Below are 12,946 nucleotides of genomic sequence, written 5' to 3' on the forward strand. Positions count from 1 at the left end.
AGGGCAATAAAAAGTATACTGTTTTCGCCATGCTGGATTTCACGATCGAACCTGACTTCCAGGCCAAGCTCGACTGGGCGGCGGCTTTCGTGCGTGAGGAGGTCGAGCCGCTCGACCTCCTTTTTCCGCACGGCGGCGACCCGTACGACACCCGCAACGAGAAGGCCCGCGCGATCCTGAGGCCCCTGCAGCAGCAGGTCCGGGAGCAGGGCCTGTGGGCATGCCACCTCGGCCCCGACCTGGACGGCCCCGGCTACGGCCAGGTGAGGCTCGCCCTGCTCAACGAGATCCTCGGCCGCTCCTACTGGGCCCCGACGGTGTTCGGCACCGCCGCCCCGGACACTGGGAACGCCGAGATCCTCGCCATGTTCGGCACGCAGGAGCAGAAGGCGCGTTACCTGCAGCCCCTGCTCGACGGAGAGATCGTCTCCACGTTCTCGATGACCGAGCCGCAGGCGGGCGCGGATCCCAAGGAGTTCGTGTGCCGAGCCCGGCGGGAGGGCGACGAGTGGGTGATCGACGGGGAGAAGTGGTTCTCCTCCAACGCCCGCTACGCGGCCTTCCTCATCGTCATGGCGGTGACCGACCCGGACGCGCCGCCGCACAAGCGCATGTCGATGTTCATCGTCCCGGCCGAGACACCCGGCATCGAGATCAAGCGCAACGTCGGCACGATGGACGAGCGCGAGAACCTCGACGAGGGCATCCACGCGTACATCCGCTACCACCAGGTCCGCGTCCCGCTCGACGCCATGCTCGGCGGCCCCGGTGAGGGCTTCAAGGTCGCCCAGGCCCGCCTCGGCGGCGGCCGGGTGCATCACGCGATGCGTACGGTCGGCAAGTGCACCCGCGCCTTCGACATGATGTGCGAGCGCGCGCTGTCCCGCCGTACGCAGGGCACCCTGCTGGCCGAGAAGCAGGCGGTGCAGCAGTTCATCGCGGACTCGTGGGTGGAGTTGCAGCAGTTCCGTCTGCTCGTCCTGCACACCGCGTGGATCATCGACACCCAGCCGCACGGCGCGGCCCGCACTCAGATCGCCATGTGCAAGGTGCAGACGGCCAAGGTGCTGCACGACATCATCCAGCGGGCGGTCCATCTGCACGGCTCACTCGGCACGACGGGTGAACTCCCGCTCGCCAAGTGGTGGATGGCCGCGCCGAACCTCGCCCTGGCCGACGGCCCGACCGAAGTGCACCGCACCACGATCGCCAAGCAGCTGCTGAAGAACTACCGGCCGGCCGAGGGACTGTTCCCCAGCGAGCACATCCCGCCGAAGCTGGACGCCGCCCGCAAGCGGTACGCGCACATCATCGAGGACGACAGCCTGTCGGGGCGGGTGGACGCGTGACGCACGGGCGCGATGACAAGTCCATCGCCCTGGCCGATCTGTTCGACCTGTCCGGCAAGGTCGCGCTCGTCACCGGCGGCAGCCGAGGCCTGGGCCTGGAGATGGTGCGGGCCTTCGCCACCGCGGGCGCCGACGTGGTGATCGCCAGCCGCAAGCTCGACGCGTGCGAGACGGTCGCGGAGGAGGTCCGCGACCTGGGCCGGCGCGCCCTGCCGGTCGCGGCGCACGTGGGTCACTGGGACGATCTCGGCCGGCTCGTCGACACCGCGTACGAGGAGTTCGGGAAGGTCGACGTCCTCGTCAACAACGCGGGGATGTCGCCGGTGGCGCCCTCGTCGGCTCAGACCAGCGAGGAGCTCTTCGACAAGGTGATCGGGGTCAACTTCAAGGGCCCCTTCCGGCTCGCCTCGCTGATCGGGCAGCGGATGTCCGAGGGCGACGGCGGCTCGATCATCAACGTCTCCTCCTCGGGCGCGCTGTTCCCGCAGCCGCGGTTCGGCCCGTACGCCGGCGCCAAGGCCGCGCTCAACGCGCTCACCACGGTGTTCGCCCTGGAGTACGGGCCGACGGTGCGCGTCAACACCATCTCGGCCGGGCCGTTCCTCACCGACATCTCGAAGGCCTGGTCGGAGGAGAAACGGCAGACGACGCGCAGTGCGGTGGGCCGGCCGGGCCGGCCGGAGGAGATCATCAGTACGGCGCTGTATCTGGCGAGTGACGCGTCGAGCTACACGACGGGGTCGCTGATCAGGGTGGACGGCGGGCTGTACTGAGCGTGGCGAGTGCGCGGGCCGTGGTGGTCGCGCAGTTCCCCACGCCCCTGAAGGGGCGGTACGGCATGCGCTTTTAGGGGCGCGGGGAACTGCGCGACCAGCCACGACGAACCGGCAGCCGAACCACTAGCCCAGCAACGCAGTCGCCTCATCGAGCAGCACCGGCAGTGCGGGCAGCATCCGGCGGTGCATGTCCTTCCACTCCCCCGCCTTTCGGGCGCGCTTGATCAACAGCGCGGTCGCCGCGCACTCCTTGTATTTCGTCAGCGCCTCGAACCACCCCAGATCACGCAGGGGTTCCCCCCTGATCTCCTGGTAGGCGTCGATCAGTTCGGCCTTCCCCGGCATCCCGGTCGGCTCGTCGGAGGGCGACGCCGGGTGCCGGGCCTCGTCGGTGAAGAAGGTCAGCCAGGTCAGATCGACGCGGGGATCACCCAGCGCCCAGATCTCCCAGTCGATGATCGAATTGACCGAGTCCCCGTCGCACAGCGTGTTGCCGAGCCGGTAGTCGCCGTGGGTGAACACCGGCATCATCGCGGACGGCATCGTGGCGTGCAGTCGGTCCGCGACCTCCTCGTACCCGGTGCGCAGATCCTCGGGCACGGTCGTGAACGCCCGGGTCCAGCGGTCGATCTCGGCACTGAGCGTGACAACGGGCTCCACGGCCAGAGCCGTTCGCTTCGGATCCGCCCGGTGCAGATGCGCGAGCATCCGGGCCGCGTCGAGGGCACGGGCGCGTACCTGCCCCGCGGGCACGGTCCCCCGGGGCACGAGCACCGGCTCCACGCAGTCCCCGGGCACCAGTTCCATGGCGACGAACGGTTGACGGGCCGTCGGCTCGCCCTTGTCGCAGAACAGCACCTTCGGCACTCGTACGCCCTGCACACCCGCCAGCACCTGCATGAGCCTCGCCTGACGCAGCACGTCCCGGTTGCGGACCGGCTCCAGGCCGGGCGGGGCCACCTTGAGGACGACGCGTTCGTATCCGCCGGGGACACCCGCCAGTGTGGCCACGTACGTGAGGCTCGACGTACCGCCGGCGAGCGGCTCGACGGACTCCACCGTGGCCTCGGGGGCCCAGCCGCGCAGCACCACAGCCGTGCGTTCCGTCAACTCCCCCGTCAGATCAGCACTGTTGGCGACGACGCTCATGTCCTCATCCTTGTCGGCCGACGGTCAGCGCCGCGACGATGTCGCGGCGTACGAGCTTGCCGGTCGGCGTGCGAGGCAGTTCACGCCAACTCGTGATGCGGTCCGGTGTCTTCGAACCGCGCAGGGTGCCGCGCACCTGCGCGCGCAGGGCGTCCGCGTCGACCGTCACACCGTCCCGCAGGACGACCACCGCCTCGATCCGCTGGCCCCACTCCTCGTCCGGGACGCCGACGACCACCGCGTCGAGGACGTCGGGGTGGTCGAGCAGGACGTCCTCGATCTCGGCGGGCGCGATGTTCTCGGCCCCGCGGATGATCGTGTCGTCGGCCCTGCCCTCGATGTGGAGGTAGCCGTCGGTGTCGACGTGGCCCTGGTCGCGGGTGTGGAAGAAGCCGAGCTCGTCGACCGCGGAGCCTTGTCCGGCGTACTCCCCCGACACTTGCTCACCGCGCACCCAGATCTGCCCGGTCTCACCGGCGGCGACGACCGCGCCGGATACGTCGCGGACCTCCAACTCGACACCTGGCACGGGCAGTCCGGCCGAGCCGAGCCGGGCCCGCACGACGGGGTCGTCGCTCGCCACGGCGGTCCGGTGCTCCTGTGGCCCCAGCACGGTGATCGTGGACGAGGTCTCGGTGAGTCCGTAGGCGTTGACGAAGTCCACGTGCGGCCACTCGCGCAGCGCGCTCTCGATGACCCGCACCGGCATCCGGGCCCCGCCGTAGGCGAGCGCGCGCAGCGAGGGCACCGAGCGGTCCAGGCCGTCCGTGTCGATGATGCGGGCGAGCATGGTCGGCACCACCATCGCGTTGGTGATCCGCTGCTCCCGTATGAGGCCCAGCCAGCCGTCCGGCGTGAACTGCTCCAGGGTGAGGGCCCGGCGCCCCGCGTACAGGTTCGTCAGCACGTTGGAGACGGCGGCGATGTGGTACGGCGGCACGCTCACCAAGGCTGCCTCGTCGGGGTCGGCTCCGGCGAACTCAACCGTGCCGAGCACGTACGACACGAGGTTGTGGTGGCGCAGGACCACGCCCTTGGGCGCGGAGGTCGTGCCGCTCGTGTAGATGAGGACGGCCGGCGAGTCGGTCGGCCCCGGATCCTCGCCGACGGGGTGCCGGGCGGCCTGGGCCAGCCACTCGGCCGGGCTCCGCACCAGCAGCCCGGCACGGCGCAGCGCGTCACCATGCTCCGGGTCGGCGATGCCCAACGCGCGGGGGTGGTTCGCCAGCAGCGCGTCGAGCTGGGCCTCGCCCAGGCGGTAGTTCACCGGCACCAGCGGCACTCCGGCGCGGGCCGCGGCGAACAGCGCGACCGGGAGGGCCGGGCCGTTCACCGCGAGGTACACGATCGCGTCGGCCTTGCCAGCACGCACCAACTGCGCCCCGCCGACGGCCAGTTCGCGCAGCCGACCGGCGGTCAACCCGTGGTCCGTGCGCCCGATGACGACCCGGTCGCCGAAGCCCTCGGCGGCCATGTCCAACAGCATCGATATGTTCACGGGCCGCCCGTCCGCTCAGTCCGAGGCCGGCAGCGGCTTGGCGCTCTTCATCGGCATCGGGACGCCGCCCACGGCCAGCGTGCCCGGTCCGGGCTTGGTGCACAGGAGCTCGAGACCGAGGTCCTCGTCGGCGTACCGCTTCCCGAGCAGCGCACCGCCCATCAGATCGGGGTCGGGCTTGCCGGTGACGCCCGGTCCGTTCCCCTCGACCATGGCGGCTCCGCCGCACGTGATCTCCAGGTCCTCGTCCGGGCACCGCACGACGATCACCGCCGTCGTGTCGACCGTACTGGCGAGCATCTGCCCCACGCGTGGCCTCATCGCAGTGTCCTCCGCGGCTCTCGTGGTACCGGGTAAGGGGTACCGAGTAACCAGAGAAAAGTATACTACTTACCTCGATCACGTCGAGATCACGTCGCGAACGGAGCTGCCGGATGGAACTCGAAACCGTCCTGTTCGAGGTGACCGACCACGTCGCCACGATCACCCTCAACCGACCCGAGGTCATGAACGGCTTCAACCAGCGGATGCTGGAGGAGTTCGCCACCGTCTGGGACACCGTCAAGTCCGAGGACGACATACACGTCGTCGTGCTGCGCGGCGCGGGTGAGCGGGCCTTCTCCACGGGCATGGACGTCAAGGAGGGCATCGATCGCCGGCCCAACGTCTGGTCGCAGACCGATCCCGGGGAGTACCTCTCGCCGAAGCTGCACCAGGTCTGGAAACCCCTGGTGTGCGCGGTGCACGGCATGGCCGCCGGCGGCGCCTTCTACTGGCTCAACGAGGCCGACATCCTGATCTGTTCTGAGGAGGCCACGTTCTTCGATCCGCACGTCAGCTATGGACTCACTGCCGCCCTGGAGCCGATCGGCCTCGCCCGGCGCATCCCACTCGGCGAGGCGCTGCGCATCGCCCTGCTCGGCCTCGACGAGCGCGTGTCGGCCACGCGCGCCCTGCAGATCGGCCTGGTCAGCGAGGTGCTCCCGCGCGATGAACTGTGGGACCGGGCCGACGACATCGCCCGCGCCATCGCCGCCAAACCGCCCGCCGCGATCCAGGGCACCGTGCGGGCGATCTGGGAGTCGCTCGACTCGACCCGCACCCAGGCGCTGCGCACCGGGCTGTCGTACACCCAGATCGGGAATCCGATCGGCAAGGCCGAGATCGACCGCTCGGCGGTGTCCCGGGGGCAGTGGACACTGCGCTGACACTCCCCTACCCTCCCAAAATAAGTGTACTTTTTTAGGACTCAGTGATCGGGAGGCGCTCATGCGGTTCGGCATGCCCTGGCCCGGCCGGGACGTCGGACGGGAGGCCGAGCAGGCGGGTGTCGGTGCCTTCTGCGCCGGGGAGTTCGCCGACCACGACGCCTACCTCACGGTGGCCGACATCGTGGCGAACACCGAGCACGCCCTGGCGGGGCCCGCCATCGCCTACGCGTTCGCCCGCACCCCCTACGCCCACGCCACCGCCCTGCGCCACCTGCACGCCCAAGCCCCGGGCCGCCTCTTCCTCGGCCTGGGCAGCGCGGCGTTCCGCATCAACCGGGACTGGCTCGGCGTGCCGGGCGAACGCCCCGTCGACCGGATCGCCGAAACCGTCGGCGCCGTACGCGCCTGGCTGCACGCGGAGAACGGCGAACGCGTCCACTACTCCGGTGAGTTCTACGAGCTCGACGCAGACGTCCGCGCCCCGGTACTGGGCCGGCTCGACATCCCCGTCCTGCTCGCCGCGTTCAACACCCGCATGGCCACCACCGCGGGCCGGGTCGCCGACGGGGTCATCGGGCACGGGTTGTTCACGGGCTCCTGGTGGAACGATGTCGTACGGCCTGCCGTCGAGCGTGGTGCGACCGGCCGCGTCGGAAGCGAGGCGCGCTCTCTCGAACACGGCTGGATCATCACGGCGATCGACGACGCCGCCCCCGAACGCGCCGCCGCCGACGCCCGGCGCATGATCGCCTTCTACCTCACCGTCAAGACGTACGACCCCTTCGTCACCCACCACGGCTGGCAGGAGCCCGTCGCACGGCTGCGTGCGGCGTTCCGGGCCGGTGACACGGACGGCATGGCGCGGGCGGTCACCGACGAGATGCTCACCGAGATCGCCGTCTGCGGGACGACCGCCGAGGCGAAGGACGCCCTCGCGCGCCGTGCCCGCTCGCTCCCCCGCGATGTCGGCTACTTTGCGCCGCCGAGCTTCATGGTGAGCCGGAGGCGTCGGGCCTCCTACGCCCAGGCATCCCTCGCGCTCGTGGGTGCCGTACCGGAAGCGGCGTGACCGAGACGCGTACGGCGACAGGCCCCGGAGCTGCGACAGCGCTCCGGGGCCGTGTGCCAGCGGCTCAGGCGTCCTGCGGAAGCGGCGCGAGCTTCTTGCTCTTGTCGAAGCCCACGACGTCGGCGAGCGTGCCACCCAGGATGGCCGCGCGGTCCTCGTCGTCGACGCCCTCGAAGTTCTCGGCGATGCACTCGGCGCTGCTACGGAAGGTGCCCTCCGCGTGCGGGTAGTCGTTTCCCCACATGATCGTCGACAGGCCGGTGATGTGGCGGGCCTTGACGGCGGTGGGGTCGTCGGCGAACTGCACGTGGATCTGGCGCCGTACGTACTCGGTGGGCTTGAGCGGGTAGGGCCATCGGGCGTTGATGGCGAACAGGCGCCCCATGGACGGCTGCTCCTTCGGCGGGCGGCTGTCGTCCCAGAAGCCGAGCCACCAGTCGGGGTCCTGGCCGATTCCCGTCTTCCAGGACTTGTCCATGTAGCCCATGTAGGAGACCAGCCAGCCGGCGGTGTACTCGATCAGGTTGAAGTGGAGTTCGGGGAAGCGTTCGCACACGCCGCCGCCGACAAGGCTGGAGAGGATGCCCTGCGGTCCGGAGATGTCCGACCCGACCGCCCTGCCCATGGTCCGGCCGGCGACCATGTCATCGGTCAGGTTGCCCTTGCCCATATTGACGGCCGTCATCAGGCCCCGGACCGTCATCGCCGTCCCGGACACCTCCTCCTTGACCTTCACCCCGCCGGTGGCCACGTGAATGAACACCGGCATGCCGTGCGCCTGCGCGGCCGCCCAGACCGGGTCGTACTCCCGCGAGTAGTACGGCAGCGGCGGGATTTCCGGGAGGAGGATCGCGCCGAGTCCCAGCCGCGCGCACCGTTCGATCTCCGCCACGGCCTCGGGCACGTCCGTGAGCGGGATCGCGGCGGTCGGACGCAGCCGGTCCTTGTAGGGCAGGTAGCGCTCGACCAGGTAGTCGTTCCACACGCGCGCGTGTGCCATGGACAGCTCGTGGTCGTCCGTGAACAGGACGAACAGCGAGAGGTTCGGGAACATGACCGAGGCGTCGACGCCGTCGAGATTCATGTCCCGGATGATGTGGTCCGGATCGCCGTCCGGGGTCTCCCCGCCGAGCTGGCGGTACTTGGAGATGGTCCAGCCGTCGAACCCGATGGTGTGCAGTTTCTTGAACTCGGTGTGGCCGCCCGGCACGATCGGCTCCTCGAGCGTGAACTCCTCTTCCCACAGGGCCCGTTCGCGAAGGTGCTTGGGCAGCCGGGTCTTGAAGAGATCTATCGGCTCGATGATGTGCGAGTCGCCGGACACGACAAATTCCTTGAACACAGGCGGTACCTCTTTCGAACCTCGTCGTTCGTGACAGAACCGAACCCGCAGTTGAGGCCGAAGTTAGCTGTACCGACCGGTCGAGTCAATCATTCAGCATACGGAATGCCTGAAGACTGCGACCCGAAGAAGCTGACGGTTCGCTGACACAAGGCTGACAGCGCATCATAGCTTTCAGGGGAGCCGTAATTCAGTACACTCAACCTGTACCTGTCCGCAGGCGATCAGGAGACGGCACATGGCGACGGCGTACTCGTTCTCTTCGCAGCTCTACATCGACGGGCGTCGGACCGGCGGCCGCGCGGACTCCCCGATCCTCGTCCGCAATCCGGCGACCGAGGAGACGGTCGCTGAGGTTCCTGGCTCTACACCGCTGGACGTACGGCAGGCCGTCGAGGCGGCCCGGCGCGCCTTCGACGAGGGCCCGTGGCCGCGGATGAGGCCCGCGGAACGGGCCGCGGTCCTTCTGCGCATGGCTGAGGAGATGGAGCGCAGGCTGCCCGAACTCGTGGCCGTCAACATGGCCGAGGCGGGCTCGGTCCGCGCGCTGGCCGAGACCCTGCAGACCCGGGTCCCGGTGAACCATCTGCGCGACATGGCCGAGCGGGTGATGCCGGCCTTCGCCTGGGAACGCCCCATGGACCCGACGATCGCCCCGGGCATCGGCATCTCCCAAGGAGTCCTGCGCCGCGAGGCGTTCGGCGTGTGCGCGCTGATCTCCGCCTGCAACTTCCCGTTCTTCCTCAGCATGATGAAGGTGATCCCGGCCCTCGCCGCGGGCTGCGCCGCCGTACTGAAGCCGGCGCCCTCAACTCCCCTGGAGTCCCTGCTGATCGGCGACTTCGCCGACGCCGCCGGGCTGCCGGCGGGGGTCCTCAACATCGTGACCGGTGACGTCGACGCCGGTCACGAGCTGACCACGCACCCCATGGTCGACCTCGTCAGCTTCACCGGGTCCGACACGGTCGGGCGCCTGGTCTACGCCCAGGCCGCGCCCACGCTCAAGAAGGTCGTCCTCGAACTAGGCGGCAAGTCGGCCAACATCGTCCGCGCCGACGGCGACCTCGACGGCGCCGTCCGCTCGGCGCTCTCGGGCATCACCACCCATGCCGGCCAGGGCTGTTCCCTGCTGACCCGCACGCTCGTGCACGAGTCCGTCCACGACGAACTGGTCGACCGGCTGAGCGCGGCGCTCGCCGCTGTCAGGGTCGGCGATCCGGCCGACGCGGCCACCACCATGGGCCCGCTGATCAGCGAGGCACAGCGGGACAAGGTCGAGAAGCTGATCCAGGTGGGCGAGGAGGAAGGGGCGCGTCTCGTCTGCGGCGGCAGGCGTCCGGCCGGCCTCGACCGGGGCTACTTCGTGGAACCGACCCTCTTCGCCAGCGTCGACAACGACATGACCATCGCGCGCACGGAGTTCTTCGGACCGGTCGGTGTCGTCATCCCGTTCCGCACGGACGAGGAGGCGGTGCGGATCGCGAACGACAGCCCGTACGGCCTCGCCGGCGCCGTCTGGAGCGCCGACACCCTGGCCGCGTACGACATGGCCTCCCGCATCCGGGCCGGCGGTGTCGCGATCAACGGCGGCAGCGCCGGGGTGAATCCACGGGCCGCGTTCGGCGGGTACAAGCAGAGCGGACTGGGCCGGGAGTGGGGCGAGTTCGGACTGGACGAGTACCTGCAGACCAAGACGGTGAGCTGGGCGGCACGCTGAGACGCATGCCGCCCGGCCGCTACCGGAATTCATTCGCAGTGCATCGGCCTTCAGGCTGGCGATGAGGAACGAGCACGAGAACGCCAGCTCCAACGCCCCCGTGTAGCAAGGCCGTTGATGACCCCGAGTACCGGTGTGCGGCAGGCCCGTACCACCTCCGCGGGGTCGGCGCGGGCGCCCCGCGGGGAACCGGCACCGTTGCCGAGCGCCTCCTTGAGGTCGATGCCGGCCGAGAACGCGGGATCGGTGCCCGTGAGGATGACCAGCCGGGTCTCGGCGTCGGCGTCCGCCGCCCGGACCGCCTCGATGAGCCCGCGCCGCATGGCGATCGTCAGCGCGTTGCGCGCCCGCGGCCGGGCGAACGTCAGCCACAGCACGCCGTCCGTCCAACGACCGTCCAATCCTTCGGCTCCGGCCTCGATCACCGGCGTTCAGACCGTCAGGACCATGGCCGAGCCCATGCCGCCGCCCGCGCACATGGCCGCGACCGCGATCCCGCCGCCCCGGCGGCGCAGCTCGTGCGCCAGGGTCACGACCATGCGCGTTCCGGTGGTCGCGATCGGGTGGCCGAGGCTGCACCCGCTGCCGAACGGGTTCACCCGCTCCGGATCGAGACCCAGCTCACGGGTGGTGGCCACGGCCACGGCGGCGAAGGCCTCGTTGACCTCGAACAGGTCGACGTCCTCGATCCCGAGCCCGGCGCGGTCAAGTGCCTTGCGGATCGCGGCGATCGGCGCGAGGCCCGTCTCGACCGGGTCGACTCCCACACTCGCCCAGGACCGTACGGTCACGATGGGGGTCAGTCCGTGCGCGGCGGCCACGTCCGAACCGGCGACGACGACCGCGGCCGCGCCGTCGTTGATGCCGCTGGAGTTGCCGGCCGTGATGGAGAACCCCTCAATCTCGGGGTGCAGCACCTTCAGCGCGGCCAGCCTCTCCAGGCTGGTGTCGCGGCGCGGATGCTCGTCGGTGTCGAAGACCGAGATCGCGCCGTCCCGGCCGGTGACCTTGACGGGCACGATCTCGTCGGCGAACCGGCCCTCGTCGATGGCCCGTACGGCCCTCTCGTGCGACCGCAGCGCCCAGGCGTCCATCTCCTGACGGGTGAGGCCGGCCAGCCGGGCCGTGTTCCAGCCGACGAGGACACCCATGTCGTCGTTGGGCGCCTCGTGGGTCGGGACATGGGTGGGCGCCATCCAGGGGTCCTGCCAGTCGTCGGCGCCCGGGATCCGCCGCCGGGCCACCGGTGCCGTCGACGACGAGTGTGTTCCGCCCGCGATCACCACCCGGTCCATCCCGGCCCGGACGCTCGCGGCGGCGGTCGCCACGCTCGCGAGTCCGGAGGCGCAGTGCCGGTTGTGCGCCAGGCCGGCGACATGGGTCAGTCCCGCCTCGATCGCCGCGTACCGGGCGATGTCCCCGCCTCCTGCCAGGGATTCGCCGAGGACCACGTCGTCGATCGACTCGGGAGGCAGCCCGCTGCGGTGCGCGGCCTCGCGGACGACGACCGTGGCGAGTTCGAAGGCGTCGGTGTCTCGCAGGGTTCCTCGGCGGGCGGTTCCGATCGCGGTGCGGCACGCGGAGAGAAGAACGGCATCAACCATGGAATTCAGAGTACTTAAATAAGTCCTGACCGGCGAATGTCGGGCGAGATTGCGCCAATATCTCGACCATGTCGGCAAAAGAGGATACCTTGTCGAGGTGAACTTCGAGCTCAGCGAGGAGCAGGACATGCTCCGCGAGGCCTCGCGCGATCTGCTGTCGGACCGGGCCCCGATCGAGCACGTACGGGCGTGGACGGATCGCGACGAGGACGTCGATCCCGAGGTGTGGCGGCTGACGGCCGACCTCGGCTGGCCCGGTCTGGCCCTGCCCGAGGAGTACGGCGGCGCAGGCCAGGGTCTGGTGGAACTCGCCCTCGTCGCCGAGGAGATGGGGCGTGCGCTCGGGCGGGGTCCGTTCGCGCCCACCGCGATCGTCGGCAGGGCCCTCTCCGCCGGGTCCCCCGAACTGCGGGCCGAGGTGCTGCCCGAGCTCGCCACGGGATCCGGCTGGGCCACCTGGGCCTTCGCCGAACCGCACGCCCCGTGGTCCCTCGACGGCGTCCACGCCACCGCCCGTACCGACAGGGACGCGATCGTCCTCGACGGGGTCAAAACGGCGGTGCAGGACGCGGGCGGTGCCAGGTGGCTGCTGGTCACCGCACGCCATGACGGGGTTCCGGCGTCCTTCCTCGTCGACCGGGCAGCCCTCGGTGTCACCGTCCGCCGCCAGCACGTCCTGGATCTGACCCGCTCGTTCTACGAGGTCCGGTTCGAGGGCGTACGCGTCACGCGCGAGCGCCACCTCGCCGCCTCGCCCGACGAGATTCAGCAGCTGCTCGACGAGGCGTCGGTGCTGCGGTGCGCCGATGCGCTCGGGGTGATGGAGCGCATGCTGGAGCTCACGGTCGAACACACCAAGTCCCGCGTGCAGTTCGGGAAGCCGATCGGCACCTTTCAGGCCGTCAAGCACCAGTGCGCCGACATGGCCCTGCTGGTGCACGGCGCCCGGGCCGCCACCGCCTACGCGGCGATGGCGGCCGACGCGGGCGCCGACGACGCCGACCGGGCGGCCTGCGCCGCCGCCTCGTACGTCTCTCAAGGGGCCGGCGAGGTCGCCGCCCGTGCGCTCCAGCTGCACGGCGGCATCGGCTTCACCTGGGAGCACGACCTCCACCTCCTGCTGCGCCGCGCCCGGGCCGACAGCGTGCTGTACGGCGACGCCGCCGTGCACCGCGACCGGCTGTGCACCCTCCTGCGGCGGTCTCCCGCGTCCGCCTGAGCCGAACGATCC

12 protein-coding genes are annotated in these 12,946 nt (G+C 70.1%); 6 read left to right on the forward strand and 6 right to left on the reverse strand.

Features of this window, described 5'->3' with window-relative positions; all coding sequences use genetic code 11:
- Positions 1 to 29 precede the first annotated feature (29 nt).
- Both AB5J50_RS01185 and AB5J50_RS01190 read left to right on the forward strand, forming a co-directional pair.
- Complete coding sequence (locus AB5J50_RS01185; protein WP_369254042.1) at positions 30 to 1,349, forward strand: acyl-CoA dehydrogenase family protein; 1,320 nt, start codon at positions 30 to 32, stop codon at positions 1,347 to 1,349.
- Complete coding sequence (locus tag AB5J50_RS01190; RefSeq protein WP_369254044.1) at positions 1,346 to 2,122, forward strand: SDR family NAD(P)-dependent oxidoreductase; 777 nt, start codon at positions 1,346 to 1,348, stop codon at positions 2,120 to 2,122. Before AB5J50_RS01185 ends, AB5J50_RS01190 begins: the two co-directional genes overlap by 4 nt.
- A 126-nt stretch (positions 2,123 to 2,248) precedes the next feature.
- Here the strand turns inward: AB5J50_RS01190 and AB5J50_RS01195 are convergent, their stop codons facing one another.
- Genes AB5J50_RS01195 through AB5J50_RS01205 form a run of 3 tightly spaced genes read right to left on the reverse strand, consistent with a single transcriptional unit; the run spans position 2,249 to position 5,093 of the window.
- Positions 2,249 to 3,274, reverse strand: coding sequence for a phosphotransferase family protein (locus AB5J50_RS01195; protein WP_369254046.1), 1,026 nt, complete (start codon positions 3,272 to 3,274; stop codon positions 2,249 to 2,251).
- Positions 3,275 to 3,278: 4 nt separating this feature from the next.
- Entirely contained in the window at positions 3,279 to 4,772 is a 1,494-nt protein-coding gene (locus AB5J50_RS01200; RefSeq protein ID WP_369254047.1) for a class I adenylate-forming enzyme family protein, read from the reverse strand.
- Positions 4,773 to 4,787: 15 nt separating this feature from the next.
- Positions 4,788 to 5,093 carry a hypothetical protein gene (locus AB5J50_RS01205; RefSeq protein ID WP_369254049.1) on the reverse strand — a complete coding sequence of 102 codons (306 nt, stop codon included), beginning with the start codon at positions 5,091 to 5,093 and terminating at the stop codon, positions 4,788 to 4,790.
- Between the two features lie 113 nt (positions 5,094 to 5,206).
- Between AB5J50_RS01205 and AB5J50_RS01210 the strand changes: the two genes are divergently transcribed.
- Both AB5J50_RS01210 and AB5J50_RS01215 read left to right on the forward strand, forming a co-directional pair.
- Positions 5,207 to 5,980 (forward strand): enoyl-CoA hydratase/isomerase family protein, encoded by a 774-nt coding sequence (locus AB5J50_RS01210; RefSeq protein WP_369254051.1) that lies wholly within the window; start codon positions 5,207 to 5,209, stop codon positions 5,978 to 5,980.
- Positions 5,981 to 6,041: 61 nt separating this feature from the next.
- Positions 6,042 to 7,052, forward strand: a complete 1,011-nt coding sequence (locus AB5J50_RS01215) for an LLM class flavin-dependent oxidoreductase (protein WP_369254053.1) — start codon at positions 6,042 to 6,044, stop codon at positions 7,050 to 7,052.
- Between the two features lie 64 nt (positions 7,053 to 7,116).
- Here AB5J50_RS01215 and AB5J50_RS01220 read toward each other — a convergent pair whose 3' ends face one another.
- Positions 7,117 to 8,376: an amidohydrolase family protein gene (locus AB5J50_RS01220; protein ID WP_369254055.1), complete on the reverse strand. Its 1,260-nt coding sequence runs from the start codon at positions 8,374 to 8,376 to the stop codon at positions 7,117 to 7,119.
- Between the two features lie 256 nt (positions 8,377 to 8,632).
- On the opposite strand from AB5J50_RS01220, the gene AB5J50_RS01225 reads away from it, so the two are divergent.
- On the forward strand, positions 8,633 to 10,111 hold the full coding sequence (locus tag AB5J50_RS01225; RefSeq protein WP_369254057.1) for an aldehyde dehydrogenase family protein: 1,479 nt from the start codon (positions 8,633 to 8,635) through the stop codon (positions 10,109 to 10,111).
- 50 nt (positions 10,112 to 10,161) lie between these two features.
- On the opposite strand, the gene AB5J50_RS01230 is transcribed toward AB5J50_RS01225, so the two are convergent.
- Positions 10,162 to 10,512 (reverse strand): enoyl-CoA hydratase-related protein, encoded by a 351-nt coding sequence (locus tag AB5J50_RS01230; protein WP_369254059.1) that lies wholly within the window; start codon positions 10,510 to 10,512, stop codon positions 10,162 to 10,164.
- Between the two features lie 30 nt (positions 10,513 to 10,542).
- A complete protein-coding gene (locus tag AB5J50_RS01235) occupies positions 10,543 to 11,715 on the reverse strand; it encodes an acetyl-CoA C-acyltransferase (RefSeq protein ID WP_369254061.1) in 1,173 nt (390 codons plus the stop codon).
- A 97-nt stretch (positions 11,716 to 11,812) separates the two neighbouring features.
- On the opposite strand from AB5J50_RS01235, the gene AB5J50_RS01240 reads away from it, so the two are divergent.
- Entirely contained in the window at positions 11,813 to 12,934 is a 1,122-nt protein-coding gene (locus AB5J50_RS01240) for an acyl-CoA dehydrogenase family protein (RefSeq protein WP_369254063.1), read from the forward strand.
- Positions 12,935 to 12,946 lie beyond the last annotated feature (12 nt).

It is taken from the genome of Streptomyces sp. R35 (genome assembly GCF_041053035.1).
GTDB lineage: Bacteria > Actinomycetota > Actinomycetes > Streptomycetales > Streptomycetaceae > Streptomyces > Streptomyces lutosisoli.

What these genes read in the sequence shown, in the direction of transcription:
- AB5J50_RS01185 (WP_369254042.1), top strand. Translation starts at nt 30, where the DNA reads ATGCTGGATTTCACGATCGAACCTGACTTCCAGGCCAAGCTCGACTGG.
- AB5J50_RS01195 (WP_369254046.1), bottom strand. Translation starts at nt 3,274, where the DNA reads ATGAGCGTCGTCGCCAACAGTGCTGATCTGACGGGGGAGTTGACGGAA.
- AB5J50_RS01205 (WP_369254049.1), bottom strand. Translation starts at nt 5,093, where the DNA reads ATGAGGCCACGCGTGGGGCAGATGCTCGCCAGTACGGTCGACACGACG.
- AB5J50_RS01210 (WP_369254051.1), top strand. Translation starts at nt 5,207, where the DNA reads ATGGAACTCGAAACCGTCCTGTTCGAGGTGACCGACCACGTCGCCACG.
- AB5J50_RS01215 (WP_369254053.1), top strand. Translation starts at nt 6,042, where the DNA reads ATGCGGTTCGGCATGCCCTGGCCCGGCCGGGACGTCGGACGGGAGGCC.
- AB5J50_RS01225 (WP_369254057.1), top strand. Translation starts at nt 8,633, where the DNA reads ATGGCGACGGCGTACTCGTTCTCTTCGCAGCTCTACATCGACGGGCGT.
- AB5J50_RS01235 (WP_369254061.1), bottom strand. Translation starts at nt 11,715, where the DNA reads ATGGTTGATGCCGTTCTTCTCTCCGCGTGCCGCACCGCGATCGGAACC.